This is a genomic window from Haloactinomyces albus, from assembly GCF_031458135.1.
Classification (GTDB): Bacteria; Actinomycetota; Actinomycetes; order Mycobacteriales; family Pseudonocardiaceae; genus Haloactinomyces; species Haloactinomyces albus.
This window is the reverse complement of sequence record NZ_JAVDXW010000001.1, coordinates 1,338,984-1,357,884: the sequence shown is the minus strand read 5'-3', so window position 1 is coordinate 1,357,884 and position 18,901 is coordinate 1,338,984. Positions and strand designations below refer to the sequence as shown.

Below are 18,901 nucleotides of genomic sequence, written 5' to 3'. Positions count from 1 at the left end.
AGCACGCAGAGGTCGCCGCCGTGTCGCTCGGTGCCCGCGACTCACCGGTTACAAGGCGGTCGACTGGAGGTGTGCCCAGGCGTAGGCGATCATCGCATCGCGCAGGTAGGCGGCCAGCCCCGCGGGTCTCCTGCGTTCGATGCGCTTGCGGAACTTCGGTTGGCTCACATACATCCGCGCGAGCCGAATGTAGGATTCGTGATCGGGTGTCCAGAAGTGGCAGATCCAGCGATAGTGTTCGCCGATCACCTTCAGAGTGCGGGGATCGTTCTCGGCCACGCCGGCGCTGAACAGTTCGGCGATGTGATCGCTGATCCGATTCCAGTCCTGCCCGATCGTGTCGGCGCCGGCACGGTTGTGGCCCGGCTGGTCCGGGACCCCGATGCGGTCGGTCCGTTCCGGGTCGATGTAGCCGATCAGCGCGGTGCCGTCCTGTGCGGCTTCGGCCCGCCGAAGATCGGAGTTGTCCTGCACCGGCTGCACGGCGCCCCTTCCTTCGCTGACGGCGTATGACACCTGTGCGAGCGTCGAGTGTGCCCACTCTCGGTCGCAGTTGTCACCTGTCCGGGCGACACTAACCCGAGGGGGGAGGAGTGCTGTGGCGGTTCGCCCGAAAAGCTGGTGGGCGGCGGCGCACCGCCGTGTCATCACCCTTCGGCCGGGTGCCCACCGCGTGGGGGAGCACGATGGTGCAGCCGCCCCGTAATGTTCGGTGCGTGCTGTTGCCACAGTGCTTCTTTCCTGGTCGGGGCGGATTTTTCGGGTTCGGCAGGGTGGTGGGCCCGGAGACCTGAAGAATCGACCGAACCGTGCGCAGGATACGGTGAGTGCGTGCTGAGAACGTATGTTGGATGGTTCCGCCTGATCGCGATCGCCGAGGCGTTTTCCTGGGCGGGCCTGCTGATCGGTATGGTATTCAAATACGGACTGGGGCAGCCGCTGGGCGTCACGATCTTCGGGTGGATCCACGGCATGGTGTTCACCGCTTACGTGGTGGCGAGCCTGCTCGTGTACGGGCCGCTGCGCTGGAAGTTCCGTGTTCTGGTGCTGGCACTGATCGCTTCTGTGCCCCCCTTCGGCACGGTCGTCTTCGAGCGTTGGGCCACCCGGCGTGAGCTGCTGGAAACGCCGATTCCCCTGGGGCCTACCTCATGGTCCCGGCTGACCGGGGCCTTGCGCGCGCTCAATTAGGGCGGTGTCCGGCTGACCTTGCCCTGGGCGGGGGTGGCCAATTTCGCGAGAAATTGACCACCCCCACCGGAAACTTCCCGCCCACCGGTCAGAAGTCGCCAGCGGCGTGCCGAACCCTGCTGAGCAGTTCGGTGAGCTGCTGTGTCTGACGTTCGGTGATACCGCTGAGCCCGAAGTCGATCCTGTTGACGGATTCGGTCGCATGCTTCATCAGATCGCGGCCACTATCGGTGATCTCGACGAGCGTGGTTCGGCGGTCGGTGGGGTGCGAAAGGCGTTGCACCAGACCGTCCTGTTCCAGACGGTCGACGATGTTGGTGACGCTGGTCGGGTGCAGTTGCAGCCGATCGCCCATGACCCGCATCGGCAGGCTGCCGCGCTGGGAAAACGTGAGAAGGACAAGGGCCTCGTACCGTGCGAAGGTCAGATTGTGCGGGCGCAATGCTGCGTCGACCGCGGACTGCAGGATCTGCTGCACCCGCATCACGCTGGTCACTGCGGCCATCGTCGTGGACGGGCCGACCCGTTCGGACCAGATTTCGGCTGCGCGCGCGATGGGGTCGAAGGGCAGCGGTTGACGGGGGCTCATGGCATTCGACGCTAGCAGCGAGTATGCCCCGAGCCGGTGAGCGCGGTCCGTTTCGGCCACAGTGCTGTGCTGCGCGGGACCGTGTGTTCCGGTGAGTGAGACCGTGCCTGCCGGGAGGAGATCGGCCACACTGCAAGTGCACCGGAGATCGTGATGGGCTCGTGGACTCGATGCCCGTGGGCCGGTAATTCGTGGGCTTGTGACTCGTGGAATGGAGGATGACGTGCTGGTGGCATTCAGCGTGGCGCCATCGGGTGCCGGGGATTCGGACAGTGTCAGCGAGGCCGTGGCCGAGGCGGTGCGTGTGGTTCGTGATTCCGGGCTGCCGTACGAGACGACCGCCATGTTCACCACGGTGGAAGGCGAGTGGGACGAGGTCATGGATGTGGTCAAACGGGCGACCGAGGCCGTTTCGGCCCGGTCACCGCGCACCAGCTTGGTCGTCAAAGCCGATATCCGACCCGGGCACACCAATCAGCTCCAGGAGAAGGTGCAGCGCGTCGAGGACCACCTCGCAGAGGAGTGACCGGGAATAGCCGGGCGAGAAAAGAGCCGGAGCGGCCCCGGGAGAACCCGATGCCGCTCCGGCTCCGTCACCGGCGGTGCGCTCAGCTCTCAGCGGAGGGGTGGTCCACCACCGGCGCGTTGACGCACTGGCTCTGCTGCGGCGACAGGACCGGGATGACGACACCCACCGCAGCGACGTTGTTGCCGCACAGCTGCACCGGCACGGCACTGATGTTGTTGTCGTTCAACACGTTGATGCCGTCGTTGTCGGCGCTGTCGGCGAACGCGGTGGAGCCCAGGGTCACCATGCCGAGGGCGGCCACACCGGTCGCACCGGCAATGCGAGTAGCAATACGCACTGTTTCGTACCTCTCATCGAACTTCGGACGGTGAGGTCCTCCATCGGAGTCCTCGCAAGCCCGAGTGAGGGGATGTCCGCTCACGCAGGCTCTGTCGGTTCTTCGACGCCGAGCACCCGAAGGATGAGTCTTTTTCGGCAATGCCACCTGATCGAGTGGCACTGGTTCACCTGGGCGAGTTGATCTCTCGGTGATGTGCACGTTGCGTGTCGGCTGATCGGGCTGTTGAGTCTTCCTCGGGTGGTGCGAGGTGCCCGGCGATCCTGCTCCCGGGGACCACTCGCGCTGCGTGTCGTGTCACGATGGAGTCGTGACACGGCCAGATCCACGCCAGAACGCAGACGCGTCCGCCTCGATGGCGGGTGCGGTAGACCTGTCGGCGCTCAAGAACAGGGCGGAGGCATCGGCCCGTTCGGGCACGGGCCAGTCGGCTGCGGCCGGGGGCGGTCAGTCGCCCGGCGGTGCCGACGGGGCCAACTCCTGGGTTGTCGATGTCACCGAGTCGACGTTCCAGACAGAGATCCTCGAGCGCTCGATGCAGGTCCCCGTGATCGTGGACCTGTGGGCGGACTGGTGCCAGCCGTGCAAGCAGCTCTCGCCGGTCCTGGAGCGTCTGGCGCAGCAGGACGGCGGTCGCTGGGTACTCGCCAAGATCGACGTGGACGCCAACCAGCGCATTCCGCAGTTGTTCGGAGTGCAGTCGCTTCCCACCGTGATCGCGGTGGCCAATGGTCAGCCGGTCGAGGCGTTCGCCGGTGCGCAGCCGGAGGCTCAGATCCGGCAGTGGCTCGACTCGATCCTGGATGCCCAGCGCGATCAGCTTCCCGGCATCCGTGCGGCCGAGCAGGGAGCACAAGAGCAGCAGGAGGAGCCCGAGGATCCCCGCTTCACCGTTGCCGAGGACGCTCTCGAACGCGGTGATTACCCGGCGGCCGAATCCGCTTACCAGAAGATTCTCGACGCCGAACCCGGCAATGAGCAGGCCAAGGCCGCGCTGGCGCAGGTGCGGTTCACGGCGCGAGCCGAGAGCGCGGACCCCTCGGCGATCGAGCGGGCCGATGCGGCTCCGGACGACGTGGACGCGCAGTTGGCGGCTTCTGATGCGGAGTTGGCCGCACAGCGGGTGGAGCCGGCCTTCGACCGGCTGGTGCGCACGGTCAAGCGCACCTCGGGCGATGAGCGCAACCGTGTGCGGGAGCATCTGATCGAGATGTTCGAACTCTTCCCCGAAGGGGACGAGCGCGTGGCCACCGCCCGACGCAACTTGGCCAGCGCCCTGTTCTGACGCGCGAACGCCGACGGGTGGGCGATGTGCGGACCTCGCCAGCCCGCGGCGACCCGATCAGCCGTGTCCGCTCAGTGCCGGTATTTGGCGACGCAGGCTCCCATGCCCTGCTGGAAACCGATCCGGAAGGCCTCCACGCGAGCGAATCCGGCGGGGACCTGATCACCTTCGACGTCGGCCGCGATCAGGCTGTCCCTGCTCAGCAGAGCTGCCACGCCCTCGTCCACATCGCCGGGGGCGATCCGCAGCTTGCCGACGGGGTTGCGCCTGCCGATGGGGTCCTCCACGAGCAGGCCGCTCCAGGAGCCGACGAAACACGCGGTACGCAGGCTTGCGGCCTCGTCGTCCAGGGAGAGGCCTGCCGCGTTCTGCACCGATAGGGCGTAGCGCGAGGCCACCTGGGCGTAGGCCGCGAAATCGCCATAGCCGGATTTCCGTTGATCGGTGCTCGGCGGCTGAGCGATCTCGTGGAGTTTCCGCATGTCCAGCGACACCGTGTTCGTCTCCGGGCAGTAGAACGCCGGGGACGTCGGTGACAGTCCGGGACACGACAGCTGCTGCGTGGTGATCCGGGGCGGTGCGGCGCCGGTGTCGGCGAAGACCCGTCGCAGGCTCTCCTCGACGATCTCGACGCTGCTGCGGTTGATGGGCAGGTCGGTTTCCTGGGCGTCCTTCCAGAACTGGAACTGGGTGGTGCGCTGCTTGACGGAGTCCGCGGTGATCTCGGTGCAGCGCTCCGGGCCGTCGGCGAATCCGTACTGGAACGCCGAGATCCGGTCGAAGGCGCTGCCGTGTGCCCGGGGGCCTGCGAATCCCGTTCGACCCGGTGCATCGCGAATGTAGTTGAGCACGCCCAGGACATTGTTGAGGCCCGCACCGGTGGAGATGCGGAAATGCTCGGCCGATCCCTCGGCGACGTGGCGGAAGAACGCACCGGTGAAGCAGTCGGCCTGTTGTTCGAGCACCAGCGTGGGGGTGTCCTTGTCGAGGACTCCCGCGCGGTGCTGCATGGCGTGCCCCATCTCGTGGGCGAGCACGGTCACCACCGCCATCGGCCCGAAGCTGCTTTCGAGCATGGGCAGCATCCTGCCCCGATCCCAGGCGATGGCGTCGTCGAGCGGGCAGTAGAAGGCGTTGACCAGGCCTGCCGTGCTCTGCTTGCACAGTTGGACACCGGATCCGGTGGAGTCATACGAGACCAGGCGCTTGACCGGGGCGAACTCCCGGCCCTCGAAGGTTTCCGGAAAGGCCTTTTTCCAGTAGGCCCGAATATCGGCGACCGCGTTGGTGGCGAGCGTGTCGAGTTCGCCCCCTGCGCTGTTTTCCACCGGAAGGCTCGCGTCGGGCACTCCCGGTCGCGGGCCGCTGGGGCCGTTCGTCGCGGGCAGTCCCGCGACAGAAGCGGTGGCCAAGCTGCCTGCCGTGGTCGGCATCCCGCTGATCGGGTGCGCGCAACCGGTGGCGGCCAGGCACGCCACCACCGTGAGGACCGCGCCGATGAAGCGCTTCCGATGGCGTGTTCCCACTGTCGCTGTCACTACCGCGCCTCATCCTTGCCCGAAGGTCTCTCGCGGCCCCACCCCGGGCGGCCTCGGCCGCCGGCGAGTGCCACCGCAGAGCCTAACGGGTGCCGATCACGGCCCCGATCTCGTCCGCACCATCGGGCTTCATGCACCACAGGCGTCCGCGCCGCCGCGCACGCCGGCCCGAAAGGCGGTGACCCGGTCGAATCCGGTCGGTGCGCTCGTAGCGGAAGCGGCGCGGCCGACCTTCTCCTCCGACAGAAGCAGGATGACGGCCTCGTCCAGATCACTCGCGGACAGCGGCGGTCGCCGAGCGGCCTCGTGCAGCACCGATCCGGTGTAGGCGCCGGCCAGACAACTCGCCTGCCTGGCGGCCTCGGCACCGGATGTGGGTCTGCCGAGGCCGGACAGGGCGGCCCGTGCATACCCTGTGGCCAGGGCCGTGGCACTCGCCTGGTCACCGATCTCGCCATGCGTGTTCGCAAGCTCACGGCGGTCGACGAGCACTGTGGGCGGTTGCGGGCAGTAGACGACCGGCCTTCGACGGTCCTCGGCCCTTCGACGTCCCTCGGTGCAATTCGCCGGGGACGCGCGGTGCAGGACGGGATCGGTCCAGTGCCCACCCCTGCGATCGACCAGTCCGGCGAAGTAGGCCCGCATGGCGGCTGCGCGGGAACGCAGGATTTTCTCCAGCGGCTGGTTGCGGCGTTCCGGGGCCGACGTCATCGCCGTACTGGTGAATCGGTTGTGCCTCGTCATCTCCGCGCACGAACTCGGCCCACCGCGGTAGCCGTCCTGAAAGGCCGAGACGCGATCGAATGCGGTGCCGTGAGCACCGGCGTCGGATCGCGGGGTGCCGACCGGATCGCGGAAACTCGTCAGCGCACGCATCGCACCGTCCAGTTGCGCTTTCCTGATGTGCAGGCGTTCGGAGTGGCCGTCGACGACCCAGCGTGCGTAGGCGCCCGCATAGCAGTCGGCGATCGCTTCGGTCAGTATGGGAGAGCTGGTGGAGGTGCCCGCGGCGCCGGATCCGGTGTCACCGGAAGGGGTGCTGTGCCGGTGCTGCACCGCGTGCCCCATCTCGTGGGCGAGCACGGCGACCACGGCCGTCCGGCCGTAGTGCTCGGCCAGCACGGGCAGCAGGGCCGCCCGGTCCCACGCGATGGCATCCAGCGCGGTGCAGTAGAAGGCGTTACCCGCCAGATCGGCGACTTCCGCGGTACACGGGGGCGGGTCGCTGTCCTTGTCGGTGGTGTCCACGGAGAAGAAACCGCCGTCGATATCGCGCCACGGGCTGCCGAAGTGCTGCGGGAAGGCCCGGGACCAGTAGGCCTGCACATCGGTGACGACGGTGGCCGCCAGCCTGTCGATGCTGCTGCCGTCCGTGCCGTACACGAACGAGGGGTCCACCGGCCGGACGAGGATGTTCTCGGTCGGTCGTGCGGTGCCCGCGATGCTCGAGCATCCGAAGACCGCCACGATGACGGCGAGCAGCAGGGCCGCCGCCATGGCCGGAATGACCCGTGGTGCGCGCACGCGATCCGACCTCCCAACTCGATCGCCGACTCCGGGGCCGGCGGCCGAAGCGGTCTTCGGCGTTCCCGCCCGCCCGGGAGATAAGGTTCGCATCCGTGAGAGCCGTCCACCGCTTCACCGTCCGCGCACATCTCCCGGAATCACTGCTCGCACTGGGCAGGCTGGCGACCAACCTGCGCTGGACCTGGCACCCCCCGACCCAGGATCTGTTCGCTTCCGTGGACCCCGACGTGTGGTCGGCGGTGGGCGGCGACCCGTTGCGGTTGCTGGCTCGGGTTCCTGCCGAAACGCTGGATCGGCTGGCTCGGGACGAGGACTTCCTCGCGCGCACCAGGGCCGTGGACGAGGACCTGCGCCGTTATCTGACCGTGCCGCGCTGGTACCAGCAACGCCGGGACGAGGGCAGTGTGCTGCCGGACTCGATCGCCTACTTCTCGATGGAGTTCGGGCTGACCGAGGCGCTGCCGAACTACTCCGGCGGACTCGGCGTGCTCGCGGGGGACCATCTGAAGTCGGCCTCCGATCTCGGGCTGCCGCTGATCGGTGTCGGCCTGCTCTACCGTTCGGGCTATTTCCGCCAGGAACTGTCGGCCGAGGGCTGGCAGGTGGAGCGATACCCGGTACTCGATCCGCGTGGCCTGCCGCTGGAGCTGCTCACCGACTCCTGGGGCGAGCAGGCCCTGGTGCAGGTGGCGATGCCCGGTGAGCGCACCTTGCGCGCGCGGATCTGGAAGGCCCAGGTGGGGCGGGTGCCGCTGTTGTTGCTCGACAGTGACATCGCCGACAACGACGAGGACCTGCGTGGGGTCACCGACCGTCTCTACGGCGGAGATGCCGATCACCGGATCAGGCAGGAGATCCTCGCCGGAATCGGTGGGGTTCGCGCCGTGCGCGCCTACTGCGAGCTCACCGGGGCCGCACAGCCCGAGATTTTCCACATGAACGAGGGATACGCGGGTTACCTCGGTCTGGAACGGATCCGCGAACTGCTGAGCGAACCGGGACTGAAGTTCGACGAGGCCGTGGCGGCGGTGCGAGCAGGAACGGTGTTCACCACACACACGCCCGTGGCCGCCGGGATCGACCGGTTTCCGATCGACTTGGTGCGCCGCTATTTCGACGAGGAGACGTCGCAAGCCCTGCTGCCGGGAGTGCCGACCGAACGGATCATGGCGCTGGGGGCGGAGGAGGACCCCCGCAAGTTCAACATGGCCAACATGGGGCTGCGGCTGGCTCAGCGCGCCAACGGCGTCTCCGAGTTGCACGGCGAGGTCAGCCGCGCGATGTTCAACGGATTGTGGCCGGGTTTCGGCACCGAGGAGATCCCGATCTCCTCGGTGACCAACGGTGTGCACGGTCCCACCTGGGCGGCTCGGGAGCTCGGCAAGCTCATCGGCGAGTCCGAAATGGACCGTGGAGCCGGGCTGCGGGGAATGCAGCCGGTCAGCGACTCGCTGCTGTGGGAGCTTCGCAGTTCCCTGCGGCAGCGCCTGATCCACGAGGTGCGCCGCAGGTTGCGCCTGTCCTGGCTGCAGCGAGGAGCCTCCGAACTGGAGCTCGGCTGGTGCGATTCCGTGTTCGATCCCGAAGTGCTGACCATCGGTTTCGCCCGCCGCGTGCCCACCTACAAGCGACTCACGCTGATGCTGCGTGATCCCGAGCGGTTGCGGGCTTTGCTGCTGGATCCGGAACGTCCCGTCCAGCTCGTCGTGGCGGGCAAGTCGCATCCGGCCGACGAGGGCGGCAAGGCGATGATCCAGCAGATCGTCCGGTTCGCCGACGATCCCGAGGTGCGGCACCGGATCGTCTTCCTGCCGGACTACGACATGTCGCTGGCCCGCTACCTGTACTCGGGTTGTGACGTGTGGCTGAACAATCCGCTGCGTCCGCTGGAGGCCTGCGGCACCTCGGGGATGAAGGCCGCGCTCAACGGCGGGTTGAACATGTCGATCCGCGACGGCTGGTGGGACGAGGCCTACGACGGGTACAACGGCTGGGCCATCCCGACCGCCGACGGTGTCACCGACATCAACCGTCGCGACGACCTGGAGGCGGGCGCGCTCTACGAGCTGATCTCCGAGCACGTGGCGCCGTTGTTCTACGAGCGCAATGCCGACGGCGTGCCGGGCAAGTGGATGTCGATGGTGCGGCACACGCTGGCCACGCTGGGACCGCGCGTGCAGTCCTCGCGCATGGTGCGCGAGTACGTCGACCACTGCTACTCGCCCGCGGCTCGGTCGGTGCGGGACGTCACCGGTGACGAGTACCGGGGTGCCAGGGAACTCGCCGACTACCGGGCGCGGCTGGCGGCGGCGTGGGCACGGGTGCGGGTCAGTGACACGCACATGTCCGTCGAGGACGGTGCCACGCCGTTTCTGGGCGGTCAGGTGACCGTGCGGGCACTGGTCGAGCTGGCCGGGCTGGAACCATCCGATGTGGACGTCGAGGTGGTCGTCGGGCGGGTCGATGACGACGACGAGCTGCGCGACTTCGTCACCCGGTCGATGAGCCTCGTCGCCGACGGTGGATATCAGGCCACGGTGACGCTGCCGCACACCGGCCCGGCCGGATACACCGTCCGGATTCTGCCCCGGCACCCGTTGCTGTCCACCCCGGCGGAACTGGGCAAGGTCGTCCTCGCGGGGTGACGGGCTCGTGAGCGCACGATCCGGTAGGAATCGGGTATTCACGGCGCGCACTCGCGACACGATGTGGGTGTCACCTGCGGGTGGCTGTGGATGACCGGTTGTTCCGGATTCGACGAGAGGGGAAGAGGGATGGCGATCCGAGTCGGCAAGGTCGGCCTCTGGAGGGCCGAAGCGGGATGGGACCCGGACAATGGTGAGCACCGCGAGGCGGTGGCCGAGTTGGACGATCTCGGTTGTGGCACGCTCTGGCTGGGCAATGCCGACGGTGACCTGCGTGTGATGTCCGGGCTGCTGGATGCCACCAAGAAGCTCGCGGTGGCCACCGGCATTGTCAACGTGTGGACGCATGACGCCGCCGAGCTCGCGGCCGCCTATCAGCGGGTCGACCGGGTCCATCCCGGCCGGGCGCTGCTCGGGCTCGGCAGCAGTCACGCACCTCTCGTCGAGCGGTTCGGCCATACCTACAGCAAGCCTTACAGCAAGTTGCGTTCGTTCCTCGACGAGATCGATCGGGCGGAATCGCCGGTCCCTCCGCACGTGCAGGTACTCGCTGCCCTCGGCCCGCGGACTCTGGCGCTGGCGGGGCAGCGGACGGCCGGTGCGCACCCCTACCTGGTCACTCCGGAGCACACCGCGCAGGCGCGGGAGATCCTGGGTGACGGACCGCTGCTGGCCCCGGAGCAGAAAGTCGTGCTGGAGACGGCCCCGGACAGGGCACGCCGGATCGCACGGCAGGGTGTGGAGGTTTACCTCGGCCTGCCGAACTACCTGAACAACCTGCGGCGCCTCGGCTTCACCGAAGCGGACTTCGCCGACGGGGGCAGTGATCGGCTTATCGACGCGCTGGTGGCCTGGGGCGATGTGGACACGGTGCTGCACCGAGTGCGCGAGCACCACGAGGCCGGGGCCGATCATGTCGCTCTTCAGGTGCTCACGGGCTCGGACGACCTCCCCCGAGCACAGTGGCGAGAACTGGCCCCGGCGATCCGGGAAACCTGATTCCGGGTGGTCGTGCGGCTGCGGTGGGTGAGTGCTCCCGGGCGCAGATGCCCGCGAAGCGACCGCGACAATGGACGAGCGAGGGGAGCTGCCGGAGTCGACGGGCGGTTCGACGGAGAACAACCGTGCGTCGATCGGCGGGCGGTGTACGGCCAGGCACGGCTGGGAGGTAGACGTGGACGACCAGGTCATCCGGATGGACGGCGTCAGCGTGCGGCGGGGCGAGAACCTGCTGGTGGGCGGCGTGGACTGGTCGGTCGAGCTGGACGAGCGCTGGGTGGTGCTCGGTCCGAACGGCGCGGGCAAGACGACCCTGCTCAAGCTCGCCGGTGCCGAGGTGCACCCCACGGCAGGGACCGTCGAGGTGCTCGACGAGCAGTTGGGCCGCACCAACGTCTTCGAGCTGCGCCCCCGGATCGGACTGTGCTCGGCGTCCGTGGCCGCTCGCGTGCCCGGTGATGAACTCGTCCGCGATGTGGTGGTCAGCGCCGGGTACGCGGTGCTCGGGCGCTGGCGCGAGGAATATGACCGGATGGACACCGATCGGGCGGCGGAACTGCTGGACACGCTCGGCATCGCGCACCTGGCCGATCGTGCCTTTGCCACCCTGTCCGAGGGGGAGCGCAAGCGCGCTCTCATCGCCAGGGCGATGATGACCGACCCCGAACTTCTGCTGCTCGACGAGCCGGCCGCGGGGCTGGATCTGGGCGGCCGTGAGGACTTGGTCGCGCGGCTGTCGGGACTGGCGATGGACCCCGACGCCCCGGCGATGACACTGGTGACGCACCACGTGGAGGAAATCCCGCCCGGGTTCACCCACGCCCTGCTGCTGGCCGACGGTGGCGTGGTCGCCCAGGGTCTGCTCGACGACGTGCTCACCGAGGACAACCTGTCGAAGACCTTCGGCCAGGACCTGGAGCTCCAGCGCAGCGGTGACCGGTACTTCGCGCGGCGTCGCGGCTGATCACCATCCTGCACGCCGGGCGAACATGCCGGGCGAACGCGGCGGGCGATCGAGGATCCTGACGGGACGGGTGGCGGCGGGGTAACCTCCGGCGCGTACACGGCCAGTTCGACGAGGAGGTTACGGCGTGGGTGAGTTGGTCAGGCTCGAGGTGGACGGCGGCATCGGAACCATCCGGTTGGATCGTCCTCCGATGAATGCCCTGAATCGCCAGATCGAGCAGGAGATTCACGCGGTGGCCGTGGAAGCCGCCGAGCGTTCCGATGTGCGTGCGGTGATCGTCTACGGCGGTGAGAAGGTTTTCGCAGCGGGTGCGGACATCAAGGAGATGGCCGAAATGTCCTATGGGGACATGGCTGGCAAGGAACGCCGTGGCCTGTCCGCGGCGATGAGCGCCGTGGCGGACATCCCGAAGCCGACGGTGGCAGCACTCACCGGCTATGCACTGGGCGGCGGCTTCGAGTTGGCGCTGACCTGTGATCGGCGTATCGCCGCCGACAACGTCAAGGTCGGCCAGCCCGAGATCCTGCTCGGTGTCATTCCCGGCGCGGGCGGTACGCAGCGCCTGGCCAGGCTGATCGGGCCGAGCAAGGCCAAGGACATCATCTACACCGGGCGGTTCGTCAAGGCCGAGGAGGCGCTCTCGATCGGCATGGTCGACGAGCTCGTGGCTGCCGATGACGTCTACGCGGCGGCACGGCGCTGGGCCGAGCAGTTCGTGGGTGGTGCTGCCCAGGCCCTCGCGGCGGCCAAGTCCGCCATCGACGACGGTCTCGATGTCGACCTCGACAGCGGGCTGAAGACCGAAACCAATCTGTTCACCGCGCTGTTCGCCACCGAGGACCAGAAGATCGGAATGCGCTCTTTCCTCGAGAACGGTCCGGGCAAGGCCCAGTTCACCGGGCAGTGAGCCCGGCGCCCGTGGGCGTGTCGGATACGTCGTGGCGGGCCGGTCCCGACCGGAAGGTCGAGCGGGAGAGGATAGGAAGCCGTGTCCTACGCCTTCGACCTCGACGACGTCGCCTATCTGCGTTCTCCCGAAGGGGCGGACGCCGTGGCCGCCGTCGCGCGGCTACCGCTGACGGCCTCCTCCCGACTGGACGACACCGCTCGGGCCAGGAAGGTCGCCGGGCAGCGCTTCGCGGCGGCGGTGCTGGAGACAGCGGTTCTCCGGCGCCGTGCGCGGTCCAAACTGGACTCCGTGGACGAGTGGCTGTTCACCGATGACGCCCTGCAGCAGGCCACCCCGACCCCGGTCGCCGGGCATCGTGCCCGGAGGCTGGCAGAGCGCGAGGTGCACGACGTGACGTGTTCGATCGGTGCGGACCTGCGTGCGGTTGCCGAGGTGGCCGCACGTTGCGTCGGCTCCGATCTGGACCGGCCGCGACTGGCGATGGCCCGGCACAACCTCGCCGAGGACGGGCATGTCGTCCCCTTGGCCCAGGCGGACGCGTTGCGGCCGGTGACCGTGGACACGGCGGTTGTCGCCGACCCGGGCCGCAGGGACGGTGGCGGGCGTCGCCGCTGGAATCCGGCAGACCTCGAGCCTCCGCTGGAGGAACTGCTCGAGGTCTATGCGGGCCGAGATCTGGTGGTCAAGTGTGCCCCCGGACTGGATTTCGACCGTGTTCCCGCCGAGTCCGAGATCGAGCTCGTGTCCCTGGGCGGACAGGTGCGCGAGGCGTCGCTATGGCTCGGCGGGCTCGCCACTGCGGGTGTGCACCGCCGGGCGACGGTGCTGCATCCCGACGGCTCCGGCTGGGCGGTGACGGACGCCGAACCGGATGAGTGCCCGGTGCGAGAAGTGGGGCAGTGGCTGGTGGACCCGGACGGCGCCGTGGTGCGCGCGGGCCTCGTTCGGCATTACGCGGCTCGGCACGGACTCGGCCAGCTCGACCCGCGGATCGCCTACCTGACCGGGGACGAGCCACCGCGGGGGGTGCGTGCGTTCCGAGTGTTCGAGCACGGCCGCTATACGGAGAAATCCCTGCGCACGATGCTGCGTCGGCATGAGATCGGCCGCTTGGAAATTCTCGTGCGGGGCCTGGATGTGGATCCGGACGCCTTGCGCCGCAGGCTCAAACTCAAGGGCACCGCCGAAGCGACCGTGGTCCTGACCCGCGTCGGTGACAGCCCCACCGCCTATCTCTGTCATGCCGAACGCACGTAGCGCAGCGCTGGATCGATCCCAAGAGTGTGCTTTTGCTCACTGCCGAACGCCACGTGAGGTGCAGCAGGATGGAGACACCTGGCAGGAGCGTTGGTCGACGATGGCCACGTGCCCTCGCCCCGATTGCCTATCCTGGACGCCGTATGGGAAAGCCACCTGCAACTTCGCCGCTCGCCGACCTGCGTGAACGTCTGCCCGACCTGATGCCGCCGGATCAGCGTCGGTTGCGCAAGCGCCTCGACGGCGCTCGCAAAATCCGGAATCCCGAGGCGTTGCAGGCGGTCGCCGACGAGATAGCCGCCGACGTGGCTACGGCGGAGGAACGTGTGGCACGTCGCCGTGCTCTCGCCCCGGCGGTGAGCTATCCGGAGGAACTGCCGGTCAGCCGGCGTCGCGACGACCTCCTCGAGGTGATCCGGGACAACCAGGTGGTGATCGTGGCCGGGGAGACCGGCTCGGGCAAGACCACCCAGCTGCCGAAGATGTGCCTGGAGCTGGGGCGCGGAGTGCACGGCATGATCGGCCACACCCAGCCCCGTAGGCTGGCTGCACGCACCGTGGCCGAGCGGGTTGCCGAGGAGCTGGGCACCGAACTCGGCGGGGCCGTCGGATACCAGGTGCGCTTCACCGAGAAATCCGGCGAGGACACGCTGGTCAAGCAGATGACCGACGGGATCCTGCTCGCCGAGATCCAACGGGACCGTCTGCTGCGCCAGTACGACACGCTGATCATCGACGAGGCGCACGAGCGCAGCCTCAACATCGACTTCATCCTCGGCTACCTCAAACAGTTGCTGCCGAGGCGCCCCGACCTGAAGGTCATCATCACCTCGGCGACCATCGACCCCGAACGCTTCTCCCGGCACTTCGGCGATGCCCCGGTGGTCGAGGTTTCCGGGCGGACCTATCCGGTCGAGGTCCGCTACCGGCCGCTGATCGACGATTCCGACGACTGGGAGGATCTCGATCGCGATCAGCAGCAGGCGATCTGTGACGCGGTGGACGAACTCGCCGCCGAGGGCCCCGGGGACATGCTGGTGTTTCTCAGCGGGGAACGTGAGATCAGGGACACGGCCGATGCGCTGCGCAGGCGCAACCTGCCGAACACCGAGATCCTGCCGCTGTACGCGCGGCTGTCGGCCGCCGAGCAGCACCGGGCTTTTCAGCAGCACACCGGCCGTCGCATCGTGCTGGCCACCAACGTCGCGGAGACGTCGCTGACGGTGCCGGGCATCAAGTACGTGATCGACCCCGGAACCGCGCGCATCTCCCGCTACAGCTACCGCACACGGGTGCAGCGCCTGCCGATCGAACCCATCTCGCAGGCATCGGCGAACCAGCGCAAGGGACGCTGTGGTCGTGTGTCCGAAGGCATCTGCATCCGGCTGTATTCGGAGGCGGACTTCCTGGCCCGTCCCGAGTTCACCGACCCGGAGATCCTGCGCACCAACCTCGCCTCGGTCATCCTGCGGATGACCTCCCTCGGTCTGGGCGACGTGGGCTCGTTCCCGTTCGTGGAGCCTCCGGATCGGCGGCAGATCACCGACGGGGTGAATCTGCTGCACGAGCTGGGCGCTCTCGAGCCGTCGAAGAAGGACACGAACCAACGGTTGACCTCGGTGGGCAGTAAGCTCGCGCAGTTGCCGATCGATCCCAGGCTGGGGCGCATGGTGCTGGAAGCCGAGCGCAACGGATGCGCTCGGGAGACGATGGTCATCGCCGCCGCGCTGTCGATCCAGGATCCCCGGGAGCGACCGGCGGACAAGCAACAGGCCGCCGACGAGCAGCACGCACGCTTCACCGACAAGGAATCGGACTTCCTCGCCTACCTCAACCTGTGGCAGTACTTGCGTGAGCAGCAGAAGGCGCTGTCGTCGAACCAGTTCCGCAAGCTGTGCAAGTCCGAGTTCCTGAACCATCTGCGAGTGCGTGAGTGGCAGGATCTCTACGGGCAGTTGCGGCAGATGGTCAAGTCGCTGGGCATGTCGGTCAACGACGAGCCGGCCGACCCGCCCCGGATTCATCAGTCGCTGCTGGCGGGCCTGTTGTCGCACATCGGGCTCAAGGACGAGGAGCGCACCTCCGGTTCCTCGTCGAAGGAGCAGAGCTCCCGACGCAAGGGTCCGAACGAGTACCTGGGAGCACGCGGCGCGAAATTCGCGGTCTTCCCGGGGTCGGCACTGTCCAAGAAGCCCCCTCGCTGGGTCATGGCGGCCGAGTTGGTGGAGACCTCACGGCTGTGGGCGCGCACGGTGGCCCGGATCGAACCAGAGTGGGTGGAAAAACTCGCCGGGCACCTGGTCAAACGCAGCTACAGCGAGCCGCACTGGGAAAAGAACCGGGGCGCGGTGATGGCTTACGAGAAGGTAACCCTGTACGGCGTGCCGCTCGTGGTCTCGCGCAAGGTCAACTACGGCCGGATCGAACCCGAGCTGTGCCGGGAACTGTTCATCCGGCACGCCCTGGTGGAAGGTGACTGGGAGACCAATCACCAATTCTTCCACGACAACCGCGCGTTGCTGGCCGAAGTCGAAGACCTGGAGCAGCGTGCCCGCAGGCGCGACATCCTGGTCGACGACGACACGTTGTTCGACTTCTACGACCGGCGCATCGGCGATGAGGTCGTCTCCGCGCGGCACTTCGACAGTTGGTGGAAGAAGACCCGCCGGTCCCAACCGGACTTGTTGAACTTCTCCAAGTCGATGCTGGTCAACCAGGATTCCGGCGAGGTCAGCGAGCACGACTACCCGGACGTGTGGCGGCAGGGCCGTCAGGAACTGCCGCTGACCTACCAGTTCGAGCCGGGTTCCGACGCCGACGGCGTGACGGTGCACGTTCCGCTGCCGGTGCTCAACCAGCTCAGTAGCGCGGGTTTCGACTGGCAGATCCCCGGACTGCGCGAGGAACTCGTGACGGCGCTGCTGAAGTCCCTGCCCAAGCAGGTGCGGCGTAACCTCGTCCCGGTGCCGGATCACGCCAAAGCCGTCCTGCAGCGCATGACGCCGCACTCCGAGCCACTGCTGGAGGCACTGGAACGGGAGCTGCGCCGGATGACCGGTGTGATCGTGCCGCATGATGCCTGGGATCTCGACCGGGTTCCGGAGCACCTCAAGGTCACCTTCCGTGTCGTCGACAGTGCGAACGGCAAGGAACGCAAGCTCGACGAGGACAAGGATCTTGAGTCGCTGCGGCAGCGGCTGAAGCCGAAACTGCGGGCGGAAATCTCGGCCGCGGCCGCGGACATCGAGCAGCACGGGCGGCGGAGCTGGGACTTCGGCCGGTTGCCGCACACGTTCGAACAGCAACGTGACGGGCAGGTGGTCAAGGCTTACCCGGCGCTGGTGGACGAAGGGGAAACCGTCGGGGTTCGCGTGTTCGACACCGAGGCCGCGCAGCGCCGAGCTCTGTGGCAGGGTACTCGCCGCCTGGTACTGCTCAATACGCCTTCACCGGTGAAGTTCCTCCAGCGGCGTCTGACGAACACGTCCAAGCTGGTGTTCAGCCGGAGCCCGCACGGTGATGTGACGACGTTGTTCGAGGACTGTATCGCCTGCGCGGCGGACAAGCTGATTGCCGATTCCGGCGGTCCGGTCACGGACGAGGACGGCTTTGCCCGGCTCACCGAGCGGGTGCGTGCGGGACTGAACGAAACCTCGGCCGATGTCGTGTCCCATGTGGAGCGAGTGCTGGCTGCGGCACAGAGCATCGAGGCACACCTGGCGAATCCGTCCCGCTCGATACCCGCGGAGTCTCTGGAGGATATCCGGACCCAGTTGTCGAACCTGGTGTATCCGGGGTTCGTCACGGCGACGGGGTGGCAGCGGTTGCCGGATGTCGTGCGCTACCTGCGTGCGATCGAGTACCGGCTGGACAAGCTGCCGCAGCATCCGCGGCGCGACCGGGAGTGGATGGACCGGGTCCTCGACGTCGAGCAGCGTTACCAGGAAATGCTCGATGCGGTGCCACAGGGGCAGCCGGCCGGGGAGTCGCTGCTGGCGGTCGGCTGGATGATCGAGGAGTTGCGGGTCAGCTACTTCGCCCAGGAACTGAAGACGCCGCATTCGGTCTCGGACAAGCGCATCTTTCGGGCGATGGACAAGCTCGCTGCCTAACCGCTGACAAAATTGCAGTTTCGCGCGAAACTGCAATTTTGTCAGCGGCTACGTGGACACGGCGAGTGCCTTGCGTACCTGGTCGACGATCTCCTGCGGGGCGGACCGGAGCCGGTCGGCTGTGATGACGATCACTTGCCAGCCGTTGGCGTGCAGCCGAGCGAGCCGTTCCTGATCCCGACGGAACTGCTCGGGCTCACCATGCCAGGCTCCGTCGTACTCGACGGCTACCTTCTCCCGGCGAAAGCCGAGGTCGACTCGAGCGACGAAACCGAGGTGGTCATGAATCTCGACCTGTGGTTCAGGGTGGAGGCCGCCGAGTATCAGCACCAGGCGAAGCGAGGACTCGGGAAGAGATTCCGCGCGCCCGTCGAGAAGCTCGAAGCCCCGGCGCGCTTTGACGATTCCGTGGTCGTGACGCCCGGAAAGGAACTTCCCCAAGGATGCCGCAGTGGTGAGGCCGTGGTGGAGCAGGGCATCCACGTTGGCCACACCCGCGTTGAGTGGGTTCCTCGCAAGGAGATCGAAGGCGGCACGTTCCACCGTCGCCAAGCGAATCCCGTGCCACTCCCCGTGCTCGGAATCCCAGGCGCGCACTGACCAGCATCGCGTGCCGAAACGTCTGTTCATGTACTTGCGCTCGCTCACCAGAGCTTCGACCCTGTCGTGCGCTGCTGCGAGTTCCACACCGTAAAGCGTCGCGGCCGAGCGTCCGGTGATGATGGCCTCCTCGGGGAGACGCATCGACACCGCCCGGCACTTCAGGCGGTGTGTCAGTGGGACTTCGCTCAGTGCATATACCCCGTGGACGACTCGGTACACATCGGGGTTCTTACGAAGGTCCGCGTCCGTCCATCCCTCCGCGAGTGCGGCATGCCGGGTGAAAAGTCCTTCATCGTTGACGGTCGGCGGGTAGAGCAGCTTGGTCATGAGGCCAGCGTGACCAACATCCGGTCATCCGGGACCACCCGGTATAGCGATCTGTGGACAACGAAGAGACCTGTGGACACTCGGG

At 67.4% G+C, this 18,901-nt stretch carries 15 protein-coding genes; 9 read left to right on the top strand and 6 right to left on the bottom strand.

Translation table 11 applies throughout. From position 1 onward, the window contains the following. Nucleotides 1–48: 48 nt before the first annotated feature. Nucleotides 49–483, bottom strand: a complete 435-nt coding sequence (locus JOF55_RS06330) for a TipAS antibiotic-recognition domain-containing protein (RefSeq protein ID WP_310270973.1) — start codon at nucleotides 481–483, stop codon at nucleotides 49–51. A 348-nt stretch (nucleotides 484–831) separates the two neighbouring features. On the opposite strand from JOF55_RS06330, the gene JOF55_RS06325 reads away from it, so the two are divergent. Next, complete coding sequence (locus tag JOF55_RS06325) at nucleotides 832–1,191, top strand: DUF3817 domain-containing protein (protein ID WP_310270970.1); 360 nt, start codon at nucleotides 832–834, stop codon at nucleotides 1,189–1,191. A gap of 88 nt (nucleotides 1,192–1,279) precedes the next feature. Here JOF55_RS06325 and JOF55_RS06320 read toward each other — a convergent pair whose 3' ends face one another. Then, entirely contained in the window at nucleotides 1,280–1,780 is a 501-nt protein-coding gene (locus JOF55_RS06320; RefSeq protein WP_310270967.1) for a MarR family winged helix-turn-helix transcriptional regulator, read from the bottom strand. A 223-nt stretch (nucleotides 1,781–2,003) separates the two neighbouring features. On the opposite strand from JOF55_RS06320, the gene JOF55_RS06315 reads away from it, so the two are divergent. Further along, nucleotides 2,004–2,306: an MTH1187 family thiamine-binding protein gene (locus JOF55_RS06315; protein ID WP_310270964.1), complete on the top strand. Its 303-nt coding sequence runs from the start codon at nucleotides 2,004–2,006 to the stop codon at nucleotides 2,304–2,306. An 82-nt stretch (nucleotides 2,307–2,388) separates the two neighbouring features. Here JOF55_RS06315 and JOF55_RS06310 read toward each other — a convergent pair whose 3' ends face one another. After that, a complete protein-coding gene (locus tag JOF55_RS06310; RefSeq protein WP_310270959.1) occupies nucleotides 2,389–2,646 on the bottom strand; it encodes a cousin-of-CoaP protein in 258 nt (85 codons plus the stop codon). 355 nt (nucleotides 2,647–3,001) lie between these two features. Here JOF55_RS06310 and JOF55_RS06305 point away from each other — a divergent pair, with 355 nt between their 5' ends. Next, complete coding sequence (locus JOF55_RS06305) at nucleotides 3,002–3,931, top strand: tetratricopeptide repeat protein (protein ID WP_374727407.1); 930 nt, start codon at nucleotides 3,002–3,004, stop codon at nucleotides 3,929–3,931. Nucleotides 3,932–4,002: 71 nt separating this feature from the next. On the opposite strand, the gene JOF55_RS06300 is transcribed toward JOF55_RS06305, so the two are convergent. Then, nucleotides 4,003–5,469 carry a neutral zinc metallopeptidase gene (locus JOF55_RS06300; RefSeq protein ID WP_310270953.1) on the bottom strand — a complete coding sequence of 489 codons (1,467 nt, stop codon included), beginning with the start codon at nucleotides 5,467–5,469 and terminating at the stop codon, nucleotides 4,003–4,005. A 129-nt stretch (nucleotides 5,470–5,598) separates the two neighbouring features. Further along, the gene (locus JOF55_RS06295; RefSeq protein WP_310270950.1) at nucleotides 5,599–6,993 is read right to left on the bottom strand and encodes a neutral zinc metallopeptidase; all 1,395 of its coding nucleotides are present in this window, start codon (nucleotides 6,991–6,993) and stop codon (nucleotides 5,599–5,601) included. A 95-nt stretch (nucleotides 6,994–7,088) separates the two neighbouring features. Here JOF55_RS06295 and glgP point away from each other — a divergent pair, with 95 nt between their 5' ends. The 6 genes from glgP (at nucleotide 7,089) to hrpA (ending at nucleotide 17,886) form a co-directional block, all read left to right on the top strand. Further along, the gene (gene glgP, locus JOF55_RS06290) at nucleotides 7,089–9,641 is read left to right on the top strand and encodes an alpha-glucan family phosphorylase (protein WP_310270946.1); all 2,553 of its coding nucleotides are present in this window, start codon (nucleotides 7,089–7,091) and stop codon (nucleotides 9,639–9,641) included. A 129-nt stretch (nucleotides 9,642–9,770) separates the two neighbouring features. Further along, nucleotides 9,771–10,640: an LLM class F420-dependent oxidoreductase gene (locus JOF55_RS06285; protein WP_310270942.1), complete on the top strand. Its 870-nt coding sequence runs from the start codon at nucleotides 9,771–9,773 to the stop codon at nucleotides 10,638–10,640. Nucleotides 10,641–10,815: 175 nt separating this feature from the next. Then, complete coding sequence (locus JOF55_RS06280) at nucleotides 10,816–11,604, top strand: ABC transporter ATP-binding protein (RefSeq protein WP_310270940.1); 789 nt, start codon at nucleotides 10,816–10,818, stop codon at nucleotides 11,602–11,604. A gap of 127 nt (nucleotides 11,605–11,731) precedes the next feature. Then, nucleotides 11,732–12,514 (top strand): enoyl-CoA hydratase/isomerase family protein, encoded by a 783-nt coding sequence (locus tag JOF55_RS06275; RefSeq protein WP_310270938.1) that lies wholly within the window; start codon nucleotides 11,732–11,734, stop codon nucleotides 12,512–12,514. An 81-nt stretch (nucleotides 12,515–12,595) separates the two neighbouring features. After that, a complete protein-coding gene (locus JOF55_RS06270; RefSeq protein ID WP_310270935.1) occupies nucleotides 12,596–13,774 on the top strand; it encodes a class I SAM-dependent methyltransferase in 1,179 nt (392 codons plus the stop codon). A gap of 143 nt (nucleotides 13,775–13,917) precedes the next feature. Beyond that, entirely contained in the window at nucleotides 13,918–17,886 is a 3,969-nt protein-coding gene (gene hrpA, locus JOF55_RS06265; RefSeq protein WP_310270932.1) for an ATP-dependent RNA helicase HrpA, read from the top strand. Between the two features lie 48 nt (nucleotides 17,887–17,934). Here hrpA and JOF55_RS06260 read toward each other — a convergent pair whose 3' ends face one another. Next, nucleotides 17,935–18,816 carry an endonuclease domain-containing protein gene (locus JOF55_RS06260; RefSeq protein WP_310270929.1) on the bottom strand — a complete coding sequence of 294 codons (882 nt, stop codon included), beginning with the start codon at nucleotides 18,814–18,816 and terminating at the stop codon, nucleotides 17,935–17,937. Nucleotides 18,817–18,901: the final 85 nt, after the last annotated feature.